Raw genomic sequence first — 19,319 nt, 5'->3', positions numbered from 1 at the left:
GCCCTATTTCCGACGCAGATATTCGTCAACGACCTTCATTGCGCAGTATTGGCTACACATTGAGCACACATCTTCCGCGTTGCCGGCGCGCTCGGTGCGATACTTTTTGAACGCTATTGGGTCAAGTGCAAGCTCAGCCTGTTTTTGCCAATTTCTAGCCTTTCGTGCGGCTGACATCTCATTGTCCCATTCAATAGCGCTAGGGATGCCTTTCGCTATGTCGGCTGCATGGGCTGCGATGCGCGCAGCAGCGACTCCCACGCGAACTTCGTCAGGTCCGGGGAGCCCTAGGTGTTCGGAAGGTGTGACGTAGCACAGAAAATCTGCGCCTGAAGCGGCTGCGATTGCTCCGCCTATCGCCGAAGTTATGTGGTCATAGCCAGGTGCAACGTCGGTCACGAGTGGCCCAAGCACGTAGAACGGGGCGCCTTTGCAAATCGTTTTCTGGATTTGAATGTTAGCGGCAATTTGATGCATTGGCACATGTCCTGGTCCCTCGACCATAACTTGTACGCCAGCCTTCCGCGCACGGTCGACTAGTTCGCCGAGGATTATCAATTCTTGGATTTGTGCTCGGTCGCTAGCATCAGCCAAGCAACCAGGGCGCATTCCATCGCCAAGGCTAAGCGTTACGTCATGCTTTCGGCATATTTCGAGGAGATCATCGAATCGGGCGTAGAAAGGGTTCTCCCTATCGTTTTGTAGCATCCAGCAGACTAGAAATGCCCCGCCTCTGCTCACGACATCCGTAACCCGTCCTGATTCGCGAAGCCGCCTAAGCGATTCTCGCGTGATTCCGCAGTGAACGGTTATAAAGTCAACGCCATCCTCGGCGTTTCTTTCAATCACTCTGAAAAGTTGGTCCTCTGACATGTTTGCAACAGAGCTGTTTTCCGCCGCCTTAATTGCAGCTTCATAAATGGGGACGGTTCCAAGCGGTATGGTGCAATTTGAAATTATTGCTTTTCTGATTGCTGAAAGATCCCCACCTGTGCTTAAGTCCATCGCTGTGTCGGCTCCGGCCTCAATGGCTACCTGCAGTTTTTTTAGCTCATCATCAAGGTTTGGAAAGTCTGCGGAAGTACCAATGTTGGCATTAACCTTCGTTCGGAGGCCAGCGCCAATCCCGCAAGGCTTTTTTGGTATCGCATTGACATTTGCGGGAATAACAATAGTTCCCGCAGCAACACCCGAGCGGATAGTTTCGGCATCCAGGTGTTCTTGCTCTGCCACTATCTTCATTTCGAGGGTGATTTTGCCTGTTCTCGCACTTTCAAGCTGAGTCATAGTACCTTCTTTGGAATAATTGTGTGGAATAGCGGAGTGCCAGATTCCTTAACGCAGTATACCATCAGGGTGGTATGCTGTCAAACACTGCGCTGTTTAAGCGGCATTGGTTGCATACCGCTTCATAGATTGCCTTGTACCATTTCCGCCATTGCTATGAAGTTGTGGGCGCCGTTCTCGCCATAGGTCCCAGATGACGTGCCGCCGAGGATAAAGCCACTATCACCCGCCGCCTCAAGTCGCTCCCTGGCAATGGCTAGAACTTGCTCGGTAGTAAGTTTGTCAATTACTTCCATATCATCGAGGTTCCCAACAAGGCAAATTTTATCTCCAAGGCGCTTGCGTGCTTCGTGGAGGTCAGCATCGCCCCACGGAGGCGCTTCTAGTGGGTCTAGCGAGTCCATGCCAATTATGGCAAAGTCTTCTAGGTAGTGCATCACTGGGCCATGATTATGATAGTGGGCAACCGCCCCATAACGGTGCATAACATCAATTAACTCCCTATCATAGGGCACGCAGAGTCGGCGGAATCCTTCAGGGCCTAATTGAACAGTTGCATATTCCCCGCCGCAAATGCGGAATGCGTCCACGCCTAATTTACAGCATTTTTCCACGAAAACAATCAATCTCTCTGTGGCAACGGCAGTCAAGCGTTCGACAAGATTGGGTGCATCTGCCCATGCAAAGCAGAACCCCTCTGGAGAAAACCATGAGGCTGGTGTTGCTACCCCATTTCCCATGCCAATCATTACAAGCCCTTCATCGCCAATCTTTTCGCGCTGCTTCCAATAATGCGAGAGGTCTGGGTCACCCGGCTCGAATGGGATGGAAAGTGCTTTTTCAACATCACTGGGATCCTTGAGAAGGAACTCAATTGTAGCGCCGGTGACTTCTGTCCTGCGGTATCGGCTCGTAAGGTCGCCCTTTGGAGTATGGATAACTGTAATTATAGTTTCGCCTTCTTGCCGACTTTCTATCTTAGCTGCTTTGCCGAGGAAAGGATCATAGCCAGCGCCGACATCAATTATTATGTCCGTTTTCTGTATCAATTGTCGGCCAAGCGGAGTTTCGGGGTTTATTTTCCCAAAGCCCCAAGGAGAAACAGGTATGCGGTCAACCCTATCAAACCTTATGGCCGAGAGTATACGTTCTCTTGAAGTCATTGCGGCTCTAAAGCAATATTGTTTTCTGTACAAGTTAATGAAATTCTCCAAGATTCCTTCTTACCCCCAAAAGGCAAGCTTAACCAAGATATTAGCATTTTGGCTTCTAATAATGAGATTGTGCGTTTGGCATCTCGTGTTTTGTGACAAATGCTTTGAATCTGACACTCTTCTGCAAGATAATTTGCTGATAAAGAAAGCAAACTCTTTTTCTTTTTCTGTTTTGTTTGACATTGCCTGCAATAACCAGTATAATTACTAGTGCGAACATATGTACTGATTTTTAATAAACGAGGGCTCTTCTGTGAATCAAATTGCACGAGAAGTAATACCAATAAACATCGAAGACGAAATGAAGCGCTCATATTTGGGCTATGCTGTCAGCATGATCATAGCCCGTGCGCTTCCTGATGTTCGGGATGGTTTGAAGCCGGTCCAGCGTCGAATCCTTATGGCGATGCACGACCTCAACCTGACCCCGAACTCCCACTATAGAAAATCTGCAAAGATTGCAGGCGACACATCTGGAAATTACCACCCCCATGGCGAGCAGATAATCTACCCAACCATGGTTCGAATGGCCCAAGATTTCAACGCTCGCTATCCTCTCATTGACGGCCAAGGGAACATGGGCAGCATTGATGGCGATCCTCCAGCGGCAATGCGTTATACCGAGATGCGCATGTCGCCGTTTGCCGTCGAGATGTTGGAGGACCTCGATAAAGATACAGTTGATTGGCAGCCAAACTATGACCAAACGCGCGAGGAGCCGATGGTTCTGCCGGGCAAATTCCCAAATCTCCTTTGCAACGGGTCGGCAGGAATCGCGGTTGGCATGGCGACGAACATACCGCCGCATAATCTGCGTGAAGTCGTAGATGCGACAATTTGGTTGATAGATCATCCCGAATGTACGGTTGGGGACTTGATGCAGCATATAAAGGGCCCAGACTTCCCGACGGCAGGGCTAATACTTGGGACTCGAGGTATCCGTGCGGCGTACGAGACTGGCAGGGGCCAAGTCACAATGCAGGCGGAGGTAACCATCGAACAGCACGAGAGCGGGAAGAGCCAAATTGTCATCACAGAGCTCCCATACCAGGTCAACAAGAAAAAGCTTATTGAGGACATTGCCGAATTAGTGAAGGCGAAAAAGGTGGATGGCATTACCGCTCTTGACGATTTCAGCGACCGAACCGGCATGCGGGTAGTCATCGAACTCCGCCGAGACACTCATCCCAAAAAGGTGCTCAATTATCTACTCAAACATACCCAGCTTAGAACCAATTTTGGCGTGATAATGCTCGCGCTTGTTGACGGGACGCCGCGGGTGCTCAACCTCAAGCAAATTATCCAGCTTTATGTAGACCACCGCAGAGAGATTGTTGTTCGCCGGACACGCTATGAGCTCGAGAAAGCGAAGTCGAGGGCACATATCCTAGAAGGCCTGCGAATTGCACTTCAGTTCCTTGATGAGATTATCAAGATAATTCGTGAGTCGAGGACAACTGAAATTGCTCGGACGACTATGATGTCTCGATTTGGCTTAAGCCAGGTCCAAGCCGAGGCGATTCTAAATATGCTTCTTCGCCAGCTCACTGGTTTGGAGCGTGAGAAGATTGAGAACGAGTACCGCGAAGTACTAAAGCAAATAGCTTACCTCGAGGATATTCTCGCAAATCCGCAAAGAGTTTTTGAAATCATCAAGCAGGAGCTGAGAGTTCTCAAAGAAAAATATGGCGATGACCGGCGCACTCGCATTATCCCAGTGGAGGCTGAAGAAATTGGCGAAGAAGATACAATCCCCGAGGAAGAGACAATTGTCACCATAACAAGAGGCGGATATATAAAGCGCGTGCCGGCAGATACATACCGCAGCCAGCGAAGACCTGGCAAGGGCGTTATTGCGGCGAATACTAAAGAAAAAGATATTCTGGAGCATGTTTTTGTTGCTACAACCCACCACTATATCCTATTCTTCACGGATAAGGGTAGGGTTTATCGTTTAAAAGCCTATGAAGTACCGCAGGGCTCCCGCCAGGCGATGGGGACGGCTATAATCAACCTAATTCAAATTGAACCAGGCGAAGCAATTACAGCTACTGTGCCCGTGAGAGAACTTGAGGGCGAGGGCTATTTGGTAATGGCCACTAAAAATGGCGAAGTAAAGCGGACGGCAATAAGCGAATTCCATTATCTCCGAGCAAACGGCCTTCGAGCATTCGACCTCGAAGAAGGCGATGAGCTCCGATGGGTCAAGCTGACTACAGGCAAGGACCACATAATTATGGTCACCAGAAAAGGGATGGCAATACGATTTCCCGAAACGCAGCTTAGAGTAGCAAGCCGAGCGTCGGGCGGTGTAAGAGGAATTTCGCTTCAAGAAGGTGATTATGTCGTCGGCATGGATGTAGTCAAGGATGACGGCGAGCTCCTAGTCGTAAGTGAGAAGGGTCTTGGGAAGCGGACACCTCTTAAGTTGTATAAGCACCAAACCCGTGGTGGCAAGGGCCTTATAACTATGGCAATCACCCCAAAGGGCGGGGAGGTAGTAAGTGCGCATGTCGTCACCGGCGATGATAACGTCTTCATCCTGACTGCAAAAGGTATTGGAATTCATATCAGACTAAGCGAAGTTCGATGCTGTGGCCGCAGCACTCAAGGCGTCAAGTTGATTAACCTTGAGGAAGGTGACTGGGTATCTTCGGTCGCTGTAATAGCAAGAAAAGACGAGGACGAAGAGGATAACGGAAAAGGCTAGTGGCGTGCAAACGTTTTGAAGCACTCGAGCATACGGCAGACAAAGGTATAAAGGCATATGGCTCTACTTTTGAAGAGCTGTGTGAGAATGCTGCCTATGGCATGTTTTCCTTGATGGCCGACCTTGAAAGATACAAGCCGGTATTCTCTAGAACAATTGAAGTGTCGGCGGATGAACCTGAAGAGCTTTTGCGAGCTTGGCTGGGCGAATTACTCTATCAGTTTGAGGTTGATGAAGTTCTCTTTGTTGAGTTTAAGGTAACTAAGGTCGAGGATGGACGACTGATTGGTATTGCCTGGGGTCTGCCGTTCGACCATCAAATTGAGTGGCTTGGTGCTACCATTAAAGCTGTTACTCACCACGGCCTTTATGTTCGTCAAACAGACAGTTGCTGGGAAGCTCAAGTTATATTTGATGTGTAATCTTTCAGAGAAATTTTAAAAATTAAGTATGCAGCATTCAGCTTAATAAATGGCAGTTTGATTCCAAATCAGCTCTTCAACTTCCGGATATTGAACTTCCCCGGAGGGATTTATATGCCAAAAGAATTGACGGCAAGACAAAGGCAAATTTTGCAATATATCCTGCAGCACATCGAGATGAGAGGATATCCGCCGACTGTGCGGGAGATAGGTGAGGCGGTTAATCTCAGCTCGAGCTCGACGGTTCATGCGCACCTCCGAAGTCTCGAAGATGCTGGCCTAATCAAAAGGGATGCAGCTTTGACCCGGGCAATCAAACTGCTCCCAGGCCCGGTTGCGAAGACAAAGACACGCAGAGTGGTTAACGTGCCAATAGTTGGACAGGTTGCCGCCGGAAAGCCGACTCTAGCTATCGAGGATATCCAAGATTACTACCCGCTTCCATACGATTTCCTTGCTGGTGCCGATGGTTTCATACTCGAAGTTCACGGCGACAGCATGATTGAAGATGGCATCCTAGATGGCGATTTGGTAATAGTACGTCGGCAGCCTGTTGCAGAGAATGGCGATACCATCGTTGCGCTGATTGATAACGAAGCAACTGTTAAGCGATTCTACCAAGAAAATGGGAAAATTCGCCTCCAGCCTGCGAACTCCTCAATGCGTCCGATAATTGTCGACGAAGCTACAATAATTGGCAAGGTAGTTGGTCTAATACGTAAGATGTAGTCGAAGATTTGCAATTTCTCGTTGCAAGCCACTTATCATAAGGGAGGTTTCTATTGCCAAGAGTTGAAAGTTCGGTAGTTATTAAAAGCGATGTTGACAAGGTATTTGCCCTGGCAAGGGATATCGAATCGTTCCCAAATTTTATGCCAGACCTAAAGAAAGTCACCATCCTTGATAAAAGCCCCGACGGAAGCCATGTAATCTCGGAGTTCGTCGGCGATATAAAGCAGTTTAAGATCACCGTCAAATGGGTTGAAGAAGATGAATGGGACGAGCAGGCAAAAACCTGCCGATTTAAGCTAGTAAAAGGCGATTTCAAGAACTATTCCGGCTTATGGACGTTTGAACCAGTCGAAGATGGTACAAAATTCACTTCCGTAATTGACTTTGAATATGATATTCCGTTAATTGGTCCGATGATTAAGGCACTGGTTGCTAAATTGATGAAGCAAAACGTGGAGAATATGCTCCAAGCAATCAAAAAGAAGGCTGAAGAGGGCTAGACTAAATGTTTTTTCATTCCCAGTTTTCAATCGCTTATAATGGTGAAAAATGAAGCGATATGATGTCATAATCGTTGGCGCTGGACCAGCAGGAATATTTGCTGCGCTTGAGCTTTCAAAAGTTAAGGGAATTAAAATCCTAATCCTCGACAAAGGGAGCGATATCGAAAAACGCATTAAGGAAGTCCCTAGGTCGCTACTGTGCGGTTGGGGTGGCGCAGGTGCATTCTCTGATGGGAAGCTCACGCTTTCTACTGAAGTTGGCGGCCAACTTACGACGTATATCCCCGAGGAAGAAGTCCAGCGTCTTATTAACTATGTTGATCGAATTTACGTTGAATTTGGCGCTCCTGAAAAACTTTTTGGCACTAATGAGGACGAGGTAAGCCGCATTGCCCATAAAGCGACCTTAGCCGACCTAAAACTAATCCCGTCAGCTGTCCGCCACGTTGGCACCGACCAGTGGCCTGCAATGCTTCGGAAGTTTCGCGAGGTCATTGAGAAAAAAGCTGACATACGGATGGAAACCGCTGTCAGCCGAATTCTTACTCGCGAAGGAAAAGCTGTTGGCGTTGAGACTTCCACCGGAGAAGTTATTGAGGGAGATTTCGTGATAGTCGCGCCCGGTCGCGAAGGAGCAGACTGGCTAGTGGAGGAGAGCCGCCGCCTCGATTTGGAATTGACTATAAATCCTGTTGACATTGGTGTTCGAGTAGAGCTTCCAGCGCCTGTTCTGGAGCCAATCACGGACGTAGTATATGAGCCCAAGCTGATATTCTACTCGCCGACTTTTGATGACAAGGTGCGCTCGTTCTGCGTTTGTCCCTATGGCGAGGTCGTAATGGAATACAATGATAGCGTTACGACAGTTAATGGGCACAGCTATGCGACGAAAAAGACAAAAAACACGAATTTCGCCCTCTTAGTTTCCACGATGTTTACCGAGCCGTTTCGCGAACCGATTACCTATGGTCGGTATATAGCTTCACTTTCGAACTTACTGAGCGGCAGCGTTATAGTCCAGCGGTTGGGAGATTTGAAAGCAGGACGGAGGTCAACATTGTCGCGGATAGAGCGTGGCTTAGTCGAGCCGACGCTCAAGACAGCGACCCCAGGCGATCTAAGCTTTGTGCTCCCCTATCGGTATCTTACGAGTATAATGGAAATGCTCGACGCGATGGATAAGCTTGCGCCTGGCGTGGCTTCTAGGCATACCCTCCTCTATGGAGTTGAGGTTAAGTTCTACTCTTCGCGTCTTAGATTGACACCTTCGCTTGAAACGGATATCCAAAACCTCTTCACCATTGGTGATGGAGCGGGCGTCACTCGCGGTTTGGTGCAAGCATCGGCATCAGGGGTGGTAGCGGCGCGCGAAATAATCAGGCGTCGGATGTAAAACCTACATTTCGCATGGGAAGCTAATTCTCGGCAGGTTTATCATCTTTTATAATTAGGCTCGGCAGTTCCTCAAGCCAAGCTTTGCATTCCCATATTGGTTTAATCTCAACGCCTGTATAATAGTGCTTGAGGATTTCCTCTGCTGTTTTGCCCAGGCGGCCAAGTTGGTCTGCACCATACATACAAGCACCGAGTCCATGTCCGTAGCCACTGCCAGTGATGATGTACTTTCCTTCCGGTGAAATAGTCAAAGTTGACCTAGTGCTCTTTAATTTATCATGCCCAAGTGCGTTTCTTAGTTCTTTGCCGTGAATTACACACTCACTTTTATCACCTTTGAGTAGAACAGCTTTCACATGCCCTGATAAATCGAACTCGGCGAACTCGATGCTTTTAAGTTTGCCAATCTTACCTTCCCAAGCCGAAAGTTTGTTTGCTAGCTCATCAATGGTATAGGTAATCGTCCAAAGATGATGGGGACTTTTTGAACAGTAGTCCTTTGGAGTGATATTCTCAGTTGGAGGTTCCGCTTCGCTGACGTTATTCACGCCATTGTTTTCATCAGCAGAAGGAGGTTTAATGGGCGTCGGTATGCCTGAGGGATTATCAACAACCGAGCGCAAATATGGGAAAGAAACCACTCCATCACCAGAGTCCTCACTATTCATCGTTGCCCCACCGCAGTCGGCCATGTAGGTGGCAAAAATCGGCTTGTCGTCGAAAGAAATGACAAGGCCTTTTGTTTCGTCCACTGCTTGCCGTACCCATTCCGCCTCCCTGCTAGCACCACAATAAGTCTGGCAGTGGGTTGAGTCACATAGGTTGAAACCGGCGTCGAAGTGGCGTTTCATACATCGAAGCGCATATGTTCTTGCCGCAATTGCAAACGCTTTCTGAGATTCCGGGCTGAAACCTCGGGGAACCTCGCTAGGCAATACTCCGTAGACATAGTGTTCAAGGTCTATTTCATTTATGACCGAAAGCTCGCTACCGCCATATATGATTAGTGTCCCGCGAAAATACTTATTACGAACTTTTGCGGGCTGGATGATCTCAAAAATTTGGTCCGAATCTTCAGGCTTGAACCGAATCGGTCCTTTAAAGGTACCAATTTGATTGCTATCTATAGCAAGTGTGATTAGGCCGTCTTTGAGGGAGGTTTCAACCTTGCTTAGGGCTTTCACTGGGGAAGCTGGGCATTCCCCTGACGAATCTACTATTCGGAACTCCTTGGCGGATGTCAGCGTCAGACAGTTGACGCCGGCGAAATTCCTGGTAAGCCCAACTCGAATGATGATATCCTTTGGAATTTCATTAGCACTCAGTGAGTGTAAGGGGATTTTGGAAACGCAGAAAAGAAAAACAAAAGCAAAACAAGATGCGAAAGAAAACCTTTGGCGGTTTTTGTATCCGTGTTCGATTGGCGGACCTTTTCTCAACGGATCTTCTCTTGCATATGCAAATAAAATGGTCGGGGTGGCGAGACTTGAACTCGCGGACCTCTCGCACCCGAAACGAGCGCTCTACCAAACTGAGCTACACCCCGACAAAACAAATTATATCATTACTTGCTAAACAATGCAAGTGAATCGAATCGCAGAATTCTGTTCTCAGATGCGTTTGGAGGTATTATATACGTAAGTGTTTAAAATAAGCTTATCACTTGAAAGCCGGGGATCCCCAAACTTGAGAAGTCTTTGGAACTTATCATTTATTATAGTTTTCCTTTTTCTACTTGCCAATATCGCTCAATCAGACTCAACCGATACGTTAGTAGCTAAGCTGCCAAGCGGCTTGACTGTCATCATCCGCGAGGAGCACACAATCAACCTAGCGGCGGTTGATATTTGGATTAAAGCTGGCAGTATTAATGAGACAGAGGAAAATCGTGGTGGTTCTCATTTCGTTGAACATATGATCTTTAAAGGTACGCGAAAGTACGGTCCTGGCGAGATTGACCGCACTATCGAAGGAATTGGCGCCGAGCTGAATGGTGGTACATCAAAGGATTATGTACATTTCTACACAACGGTTGCCAGCGAGTACCTGCCGGTAGCATTGGACGTTTTAGCAGATGCAATTATTAATACACGTTTTGCCCCAGAAGATTTTGAAAAGGAGCGTGGTATCATACTCGATGAGATTGCACGTTCAGAGAGCGACCCTTCCCAAAGAGCACTCAGCTTGTTCATGGAAACAGCCTACTCGGTTCATCCTTACCGGTTTCCTAGCACCGGAACGCGAGAATCTGTCCAAAAGCTTACCTTAAAGGATTTAGAAGAATACTATTTAGCCCACTACACGCCGGAAAACACCTGCGTAGTAATAGTAGGGGATGTAAACTCTGAAGCGGCGCTCGATCTTGTTAAGACAAAGTTTGCAGATTTTCGCATGAAATCATCTGAGGCTGTGCAGGTGCCACAAGAGCCCCTGCAGACAAAGCCAATTGTTCGAAGGGTTCATATGGACATCGATCAGGCTTACATTGTCCTGGGTGTGCGGGCACCCTCAGCGTCCGAGTTCAAAGATATATGCGCACTTGACATACTTCTTGGTGTGCTGGGGGATAGCTACCGTGGAAGGTTGTCCTCGATATTTACCGAAAAGGGGATACGGTTCACGAAAATTGATCCTGATTTCACGACTCGACGAGACCCAACTGTTTTCTTAGTGCTCGTAGCTGTTGACCCTGAGGATGCAGAAAAGGCAGAAGAGGCTCTTCTGGGCGAATTTGATAGGCTTGCGCAGGAAGGATTGTCGGAATCGGAGATAGGCCAAGGTAAGCGTCTTGTCGTGGGAAGCGACCTTTTCGAGCGGGAAACCTTCTCTGGCGAAGCACGGACGCTCGGTCTCGGCTATGTGCTTGGATTACCTGAACTGGCATCGCATTATGTGGAGATCGTTCAGAACCTCGGCCGTGCCGAAGTTAACGCTGCCATTCGGAAATACCTTGGCGGGAACAAATATACTCTTGTGGTAATAGGACCACAGGTTTCAGCTGAAGGAAGTTAGATGTATATTCGCCTTATCATAATCGCAATTATCGTAACATTTGTTTTTAATTTTCAAGTATCAGCTGCCAATCAGCCTGCTGTAAAAACAATTTTCAGCAACGGCTTGGTGCTAATAGTCAAACCTGAGCCAAAAGCCTCGACCGTGGCGATTGAAATCTTTATAAGAATGAATGTCAGCGGCGAAGACAAAGCCACCCAGGGGTTGGGGCACCTGTTTGCAGGGTCAATCCTGGGCGGCACGAAAAGCCGCTCGCCTGGGAAAGTAGCACGCCTATTCTCCGAGGTCGGAGGAAGCTTCCATGCAGTGTGGCAATGGGACTATTTGGAAATCTATGGTGTGACTGTTCCCGAGATGTGCAACGAGGCGCTGGCTCTGCTAGCTGATTCAGTTCGAAAGCCTGCATTTTATCCGGAAATAGTGGAATACTCTCGCTCGGTCGTACTCAAACAGGCAAAGGCGTTCGAGAGCGAACCCTTCAACGCTACATATGCCGAACTCAGAAAGTCTCTTTATCCAGCAGGTCCTTACAGGCACGCATTTATTGGAGACCCTCAAGCCATTGGCAGAGTATCACGAGAACAGCTTGAAGCTTTCCATAGGCTTTGTGTAGCGCCAAATGACATAGTAATCTCTATTGCTGGAAAGGTCTCCTTTGAGAAAGTTTCTGAACAGGTGCATAAACTTTTTAGCAATATGCCCTTTGTTCAAAGGAGCGAAGGCGCCCAAAAGTGGGACTCACCGGTTGAAGGCAAATTCGTCGTCAAAACTGTTGGGCCTGCAACATACTTGATGCTTGGTTTCCCTACAGCAGGCATGGCATCGCCTGATTATCCAGCATTGGCAGTGGCGAACGTTATGCTTGGCGGCAATAAAAGTTCTATGCTATTTCGCAGGCTCCGAGAAGAACTAGGAATAGGCTACCAAGTGGGAAGCTTCTATCCGAGCCTGCGAGGGCCAAGCCACATAGTAGCTTTTGTGGGGATGGATTCAGGTCGGGCGACTCAGCAGGTTATAGATACTGCAAAGGATGCCATCCTCCAGCAAGTGGCAAGACTTAAAGAGGGATTATTCACCGATGATGACCTTGAAAGGGCAAAGCGATATTTGATAGGGACGTACGCCGTTAAGCACGAAAGAGTACGAGACCGAGCGTTCTACCTTGGCTGGTACGAGATAATGGGCCTTGGTTATCAGTACGACACAGAGTACGCCAGCAAAATTAGAGCCGTTACGAGGGACGATATTTGTCGAGTAAGTGAGCGATATTTAGGCGTTCCGATAGCTTTTTCTAGTGGCAGTGCTAGCAGTTAACGAAACCCTTGGCTATCTGTTGATTTTGCCTATATTGGTGTGCTATAATTCTGGCGCTTCAGATGCACTGAAGCTTAGTTGTAGAAAGGAAAGCGGAATGTCTGTGCGAAGGACTGTCTCCTTAGTTTTCCTGTTTTGCTTTCTAATCTTATCCGTATCCTACGCTGCCGAGCAGACCAAAGTAGATCCGGTTCTAGCTGCAAACTATCAAAAGCTTGCAGGCGAAGTAAGCGCTGCTAATATTGCCCGGACGATCAATACTCTATCGGCACAAGAGTCCCGTGTTGCCGGTTATCCAGGCTGTGATGCGGCAACGCAATATGTGTTAAACGAATTCAAAAAATTGGGGCTTGAGGATATCAAGGTTGAGCCCTTTAAGGTTGCCGTCCCCGTTGATAAAGGTGCATCCCTTGAATTCAATGGAAAGTCCTACCGTCTTTATCCAATATGGCCCAATCTTGTACGGACATCACAACTTCCTAAAGAGGGCATAACAGGGCAATTAATTTACGCTGGCTCAGGAAAGCTCGCAGAGTTTGACGGATATGATGTTGACGGAAGCATCGTCATGTTGGACTTTAACTCCGGCTCTGAGTGGCTTAATGCTCCGAGGCTAGGTGCCAAGGCAGTCATTTTCATTGAGCCTGACAGCACGATGCGCGGCGAAGCTGAAGCCAAATTCATCTCCATCCCTGTTTCCATCCCTAGATTCTGGATATCGAAGGCAGATGCAGCATCACTTCAGGCACTTTGTGCGGTGAATCGGCCCCCTGTGGTGCGTGTCAAGTGTCGTATGCCGTGGGAGCGTCGGACGACTTATAATATTTCAGGCGTCATTAAAGGTACCGACCCGAAGCTTAAAAATCAGATTATAATAATCGAATCCTATTATGACTCGACCTCGGTAGTTCCTTCTTTATCGCCGGGTGCGGAGAATGCCTGTGGCATTGCCTCGATGCTCGAGCTGGCGCGAATATTTAAAAAGCATCCGCCTGGTAGAACTGTTTGGTTCATAGCGACCAGTGCTCACTTCCAAAGTCTGCAGGGTATCCGTGAATATGTTGACCGCCACCTTCATGAGTTCCAGCGGCCGGGCACCCGCGAGAAAATGGCCGCATGGTTCTCTCGAATCATCCCCGGAATGGCCCATCGGACTGTCCGAAAGCCGCCCCAAATTTATCTATTTGTTGGGCTGGACCTATCGAGCCAGACAAAGGGAGTTGGCGTTTTCTACAAGGGCTATTTCTATGATTGCAGGGAAGATATTCAGAATAAGTTTTCCGATATTGCCAGAGTCTGCCGCGAGAACACAGAAAAAATAGGAGCTGTACTTGGCTTTGACCCTGCAAAAGCCTTTGCAGACGGCGTGAACCCAATTGCAGGAAAGAACTGGCGAAACTTCATTCCAGGCAAAATCGCCCTTGATGCGGAGGCAGTCACGCTTGCAGGAGCTAGAGGGATATCATTTGTAAGCACAGATGATGGCCGCGCACTTGTAGATACGCCGTTTGATGTTGCCGAGAAAGTAAACGTAGCAAATCTTGTCCAGCAAACTAGACTGCTTGCCTGTCTTTTTTATCATATACTGCATGACACTAATAGCCCTGAGGCTGTGGATGTGCCTAAGTTTCCAATCACCGAGCCGTCAAACTTCGCTCGAATGACGCTTCAGGGCGGCTTCGCCAGGCTGCAGGGCCAAGTTCTAATCTTGAACCTGAAGAAAAGCTTCATCCCAAACACACCCGTGCCAAACACATTAGTAATAGTTAGACATGTTCATTTAAACAAGACCCTTATGGGTGTTCGCGGGAACATGATCGGAACTGTGGATAAGGAGGCAAGGTTTAGCTTCCCAGGAGTTGCGCCGCTGACCACATATCCTGGCCCACCCAGAAAGATGTCCGTGGCGGCTTATCGTCTTGATCCTGACAGCGGCGAAATCATATATTCACCTGACCAAGGCATATGGGGTGCGGATTTCTACCCCACGGAAATTCCGATAAATACTGGAATTAAGGACATACCTATTGTTGTATTCAAGTGCCGCTCGACTGCAATTTTCGACCTAATAGACCCCCAGTCCCTGCGCACCCTGCCGCAAATAGACATCTTTGAAGGCGAATCAAATGCAAGGCCTAGGATGTATGGCGTCTCCCTCGCAGTGCCGGAGTGGCAGGTCTCGCATGTTGAAGATGTTGCCGTCATCTTTACAATGCCGAACACCCTTTTGAAGATAACAATGTCTGCTGGCCCGGCGGCGACTCGCCTAGTATTAATAAATGCCACAAAAGAGAAGCCTGAAGGCATAGGATATGTGGTTGGCAATGGCGTGCCGATAAAGAATACCTCCCTCAGGGTTGCAAAAGATATGTGGATTCTCGACGATTTCCGCATCAATCGCTTGAGAAAATACCGCATCATAAACGAGGGCATAGACAAACTTCATAAGCTAGCGGCAGACGAAATCAAACTTGCAGAAAAAGCATTGGCTGAGAAGAAATACTCCGTCTTTGATGCACACGCCCGTGCAGCTTGGGGTTATGAGTCGCGGGCCTACCCCGATGTCCAAAAGACGGCTAAGGATGTAGTAAACGGCGTCATTTTCTATCTAGCCTTGCTTTTACCCTTCGCATACTTTGCAGAGCGGCTACTCTTTGGGTTCTCGGACCTAAAGCGCCAATTAGCAACAGCGTTTGCCATTTTCTTGGGAATATTCGCGGCTTTCCGATACTTCCATCCTGCGTTCGATATTACAATGAATCCGGTGATCGTGTTTATAGCGTTCACCATGCTAGCGTTAAGCTTCCTTGTCACGGTGCTTGTAACCAACAGGTTTGAGGAACAGTTGAAAGCTCTCAACCGAAGCATGAGCGGTGTTCACAAAGTTGACATCGGTCGGATGAGTATAGCGGCGGCGGCATTCTCGTTGGGCATCTCGAACATGAGAAGGCGGCGGGCTAGAACATTCTTAACATGTATAACGCTTATTCTTCTAACGTTCACAGTGCTTTCATTTACATCCATTGTTCAGACGATGCGATTTAACAAGGTCCCAGCGCCAGGAAAGCCTAGGTACAACGGCTTGATGCTCAGAACCGCAATGTGGGAGCAGTTGCAAGAGCCAGCTTATCGGCTCCTTAAGGACGAATTCGGTGCTACTAGGGCAGTCGCTCCACGAGCTTGGTACTACGGCGCCGCTCCTGGGGAGCAGACGTTCATGACCCTAAAGCGCAACGATAAGACCTTCGACGCCAGGGGGATTGTCGGATTCACTCCTGAAGAGAAGCGAGTAACTCATCCTGAAAAGGCATTGATCAAGGGTCGGTGGTTCAGACCTAGCGATCGTTATGCAATGATTATACCAGGGGCGATTGCAAAGGCACTCGAAATTACCGAGGAGGATGTTGGGAAGGCAAAGGTCACATTTAGCGGCGTAGAGTACACGATTATCGGCATAATAGACAATGATAAATTTAAAAAGATAACCGACCTTGACCGCGAGCCTTTGACACCAGTTGACTTTATCATGATGCAGAAACTTACCCAACAGGGCAAGACAATGGGTGAAGCTGGATTCCGAGAATACACCCACCTTGAGCCTGATACCGTCTTCTTTGTACCTTATCAGACTTTAATTAATTTAGGCGGAGAAATTCGCTCAATAGCCATCAACTTCGTAACTCCCGAGGAAGTCAAAGAAGTTTTGGACAAATTAATGCCAAGGCTTGGATTGAACCTCTATGCTGGGCTTGGCAACCGAACTTTCCGATACAGCTCCATTGCAACTAAATCCGGCAAGGGGTTCAGCGCAGTATTTATTCCCGTGCTTATTGCAGCCTTAATTGTTCTCAATACAATGTTAGGCTCTGTATACGAGCGCGTTCGCGAAATTGGCATATTTAGCTCACTAGGCCTGGCGCCGAACCATATTGCTATGCTTTTCATCGCTGAGGCGATGGTCTATGCCGTACTTGGTGCGGTTGCTGGCTATCTAATCGGACAAGGTGCCTCGAAGTTGATTTATACATTCCATCTCTTGCCAGGGCTTTATCTAAACTTCAGCTCGCTGTCGGCGGTGCTCTCGACGCTTATAGTAGTAGGCGTTGTCTTGCTCTCAACAATCTACCCCGCGAGAAAGGCATCTGAGGTGGCAACGCCTGCTATTGAGCGAAGTTGGAAGGTCCCAGACCCAGTGGGCGATGTTTGGAATATTTCACTTCCATTTGCAGTAACCGGTGCGCAGGCGACAGGCGTCAACAAATTCATCGCTGAATGGTTCGAGGCTTATGAAGAATACTCAGTTGGCGATTTCGTTACACAAAACGTCGAGACATCAGCATATGACTCTGAGTTTGGGAAAGCTTACCGAGTGCAATGTAGGGCGTGGCTTGCACCGTTTGACCTGGGCGTTAGCCAGGAGGTAATTCTCGATACAATTCCAACCTCGATGGAGGATGTATACGAGGTTCGCTTGACCATCAACCGCGAAAGTGGGGACATATCAAACTGGAAACGCGTTAACCGCAGATTCCTAAACACACTAAGAAAGCAGTTCTTGATTTGGCGAACGTTGAGGGCAGAGGAGCGGGAGCGCTACCTCTCGACAAAGCCCCAGGCTGAGTCGGCATCTGCTCCTCAAGCCTAACCAGGGCTGCGTAATAGAAAGGAAGAGTTTAGGTTGCCGGTCGAAGAAAGTTCCATAGAAGCGGCTCGAGAAAGGGCCGAAGAAGCATCATCCGAGGAAGGGCAGACTGAGAAATTTGAGGAAGGTTTTACTGGGAAGGCGATTGTTGGCGCGTTATTTATTGCCTTTATAATGCTTCCCGGTGCGTTGTATCTGGGATTGGTTGCAGGCCAAGGGCTTGGCCCAGCTGCGCAGTGGGTAACTATTGTTCTTTTCGCAGAAGTAGCCCGCCGGTCATTCATGCCTTTGAAGCGCCAGGAAATTTACATTCTGTTCTACATCGCAGGCGGCCTTGCGCACATGACGATGGGCGACCGCGGTATCTCCGGCGGACCGTTTGGTACGCTGATATGGAACCAATACTTTGTGCAGAGCCCTCAAGCAGCAGCAATAGCCCATGAAATTCCCAGATGGGTTGTGCCCCAGCCTGGTTCTAAGGCATTAATCGAGCGGACTTTCTTCCACGCGGACTGGCTTGCCCCTATTCTTCTTTTAATAGTTGGCGAAATCCTCGGAAGGATGAATTGGATAGGCTTAGGTTACGCGCTTTTTAGGATTACCTCCGATGTTGAAAGGCTTCCATTCCCAATGGCTCCTGTTGCGGCATCGGGAGCAACCGCATTAGCGGAAGCATCCACTAAAGAGGAGTCTTGGCGGTGGCAGGTATTCTCGATTGGAACGATGGTTGGGCTAGTATTCGGCTTCTTCTACCTAGCGGTGCCGATTTTTACAGGTGTTGTGTTGAGCAAACCACTCATGTTGATACCAATTCCGTTTATCGATTTCGCGCGTAATACAGAGCGCGTGCTGCCCGCTGCGTTGACCGGGATATCAGGCGACCTAGGAGGCGTTTTGACGGGCTTCGTGCTTCCATTCCAGATAGTCGTTGGGATGTTTATAAGCTCCATTGCATGTCAGGTAATCACAAATCCAATATTGCAAAGGCATGGTTTACTTCCAACTTGGCGATATGGAATGGATTCAATCAACACCCACCTATCGGTAAGTATTGACTTCTGGATGAGCATTAGCGTGGGAATTAGTGTTGCCGTGGCTGTGATTGGCATATATGCAGTCATATCCTCGGCGGTTAAAGCTCGCGCCACCGCTCGCGAAAGCAGATTGGCACCGTACAAAATACCAGCTGGGCGCGGAGATTTCCCAATCGTAGTTGCAATTGCAGCATGGTTCTTTGCCACACTAGGTTATATAATCATCGCGCATCGGTTGGTGCCGTTGTTCCCACTTTGGATTCTGATTGGCTTTGGTTTCTTCTATTCGCCGATTATGTCATACGTTTCCGCTCGAATGTTCGGCTTGACTGGGCATGGCGTTGGCTTCCCATACGTAAGAGAAGCAACGGTCATCAAAAGTGGTTACCGTAATGCAGACATCTGGTTTGCGCCAATTCCCATTTATGACATGGGCTGGGCTGCGGCAAGATTTCGTGAAGTCGAACTCACGCGAACGAAATTTACAAGTGTTCTAAAGGCAGAGGCGCTGATGCTGCCTGTTATGTTAATAGCAAGCTTCTTGTTCTGGGCTTTCTTTTGGCACACAAATCCAATCCCGTCGCCGCAATTCCCCTATGCACAGAAATTCTGGCCGCTTTCGGCCACATTCCAATCCATATGGCTGACGGCAAACAAAGCTGGGGAAAGCAATTTCTTGCTTCAGGCGTTAAAGCCGAAGCTCATGGTCTATGGCGGCGTTGGAGCGTTTATGGTATTTACAATTTTGGCAATGGCAAGGGTGCCACAGCTTTACTTCTATGGACTAGCAGGAGGAGTGGGCGCATATCCCCACAATACTATACCGCTTTTCATTGGGGCGCTGCTAGGGCGGTACTATTTCGGAAGGCGGTTTGGTACGGATAAATGGAGGATGTACACTCCCGTGTTATTGGCGGGATACTCCTGCGGTATGGGACTAATGGGTATGAGTGCAATTGCGCTTGCTTTGATTTCAAAGTCCGTCCAAGCGTTGCCATATTAGGGTTTCAATTTACACGATGCCAAAACTTGCAAAAGTTTGACCACCTGCGAT

12 protein-coding genes and 1 tRNA gene are annotated in these 19,319 nt (G+C 48.4%); 9 read left to right on the top strand and 4 right to left on the bottom strand.

Annotated elements, in window-relative coordinates; all coding sequences use genetic code 11:
• Nucleotides 1-3: 3 nt before the first annotated feature.
• Together thiC and QHH26_07425 are read right to left on the bottom strand one after the other, a co-directional pair.
• Nucleotides 4-1,287 (bottom strand): phosphomethylpyrimidine synthase ThiC, encoded by a 1,284-nt coding sequence (gene thiC / locus QHH26_07430; protein ID MDH7481788.1) that lies wholly within the window; start codon nucleotides 1,285-1,287, stop codon nucleotides 4-6.
• 122 nt (nucleotides 1,288-1,409) lie between these two features.
• Nucleotides 1,410-2,450: a uroporphyrinogen decarboxylase family protein gene (locus tag QHH26_07425; GenBank protein ID MDH7481787.1), complete on the bottom strand. Its 1,041-nt coding sequence runs from the start codon at nucleotides 2,448-2,450 to the stop codon at nucleotides 1,410-1,412.
• Nucleotides 2,451-2,754: 304 nt separating this feature from the next.
• On the opposite strand from QHH26_07425, the gene gyrA reads away from it, so the two are divergent.
• From gyrA to QHH26_07400, 5 genes are all read left to right on the top strand, one after another.
• Nucleotides 2,755-5,211, top strand: coding sequence for a DNA gyrase subunit A (gene gyrA / locus QHH26_07420; protein ID MDH7481786.1), 2,457 nt, complete (start codon nucleotides 2,755-2,757; stop codon nucleotides 5,209-5,211).
• Nucleotides 5,211-5,633: an archease gene (locus QHH26_07415; GenBank protein MDH7481785.1), complete on the top strand. Its 423-nt coding sequence runs from the start codon at nucleotides 5,211-5,213 to the stop codon at nucleotides 5,631-5,633. The genes gyrA and QHH26_07415 overlap by 1 nt, the downstream gene beginning before the upstream one ends.
• A gap of 114 nt (nucleotides 5,634-5,747) precedes the next feature.
• Complete coding sequence (lexA, locus tag QHH26_07410; protein ID MDH7481784.1) at nucleotides 5,748-6,362, top strand: transcriptional repressor LexA; 615 nt, start codon at nucleotides 5,748-5,750, stop codon at nucleotides 6,360-6,362.
• Between the two features lie 53 nt (nucleotides 6,363-6,415).
• Nucleotides 6,416-6,865: an SRPBCC family protein gene (locus tag QHH26_07405; GenBank protein MDH7481783.1), complete on the top strand. Its 450-nt coding sequence runs from the start codon at nucleotides 6,416-6,418 to the stop codon at nucleotides 6,863-6,865.
• Between the two features lie 49 nt (nucleotides 6,866-6,914).
• Nucleotides 6,915-8,261, top strand: coding sequence for an FAD-dependent oxidoreductase (locus QHH26_07400; protein ID MDH7481782.1), 1,347 nt, complete (start codon nucleotides 6,915-6,917; stop codon nucleotides 8,259-8,261).
• 22 nt (nucleotides 8,262-8,283) lie between these two features.
• On the opposite strand, the gene QHH26_07395 is transcribed toward QHH26_07400, so the two are convergent.
• Both QHH26_07395 and QHH26_07390 read right to left on the bottom strand, forming a co-directional pair.
• Nucleotides 8,284-9,702, bottom strand: a complete 1,419-nt coding sequence (locus QHH26_07395; protein ID MDH7481781.1) for a SpoIID/LytB domain-containing protein — start codon at nucleotides 9,700-9,702, stop codon at nucleotides 8,284-8,286.
• A gap of 29 nt (nucleotides 9,703-9,731) precedes the next feature.
• A tRNA-Pro gene (locus QHH26_07390) sits at nucleotides 9,732-9,809 on the bottom strand.
• A gap of 140 nt (nucleotides 9,810-9,949) precedes the next feature.
• Here QHH26_07390 and QHH26_07385 point away from each other — a divergent pair.
• From QHH26_07385 to QHH26_07370, 4 genes are all read left to right on the top strand, one after another.
• A complete protein-coding gene (locus QHH26_07385) occupies nucleotides 9,950-11,275 on the top strand; it encodes a pitrilysin family protein (protein ID MDH7481780.1) in 1,326 nt (441 codons plus the stop codon).
• Entirely contained in the window at nucleotides 11,276-12,589 is a 1,314-nt protein-coding gene (locus QHH26_07380) for a pitrilysin family protein (protein ID MDH7481779.1), read from the top strand. It abuts the gene before it with no gap.
• A 97-nt stretch (nucleotides 12,590-12,686) separates the two neighbouring features.
• Complete coding sequence (locus tag QHH26_07375) at nucleotides 12,687-17,234, top strand: FtsX-like permease family protein (protein ID MDH7481778.1); 4,548 nt, start codon at nucleotides 12,687-12,689, stop codon at nucleotides 17,232-17,234.
• A gap of 33 nt (nucleotides 17,235-17,267) precedes the next feature.
• Complete coding sequence (locus QHH26_07370) at nucleotides 17,268-19,268, top strand: peptide transporter (GenBank protein ID MDH7481777.1); 2,001 nt, start codon at nucleotides 17,268-17,270, stop codon at nucleotides 19,266-19,268.
• Nucleotides 19,269-19,319: the final 51 nt, after the last annotated feature.

This window comes from Armatimonadota bacterium, from assembly GCA_029907255.1.
Classification (GTDB): domain Bacteria; phylum Armatimonadota; class UBA5829; order DTJY01; family DTJY01; genus JAIMAU01.
The sequence above is the reverse complement of the archived record's forward strand: the minus strand, read 5'-3'. Positions and strand labels throughout refer to the sequence as shown.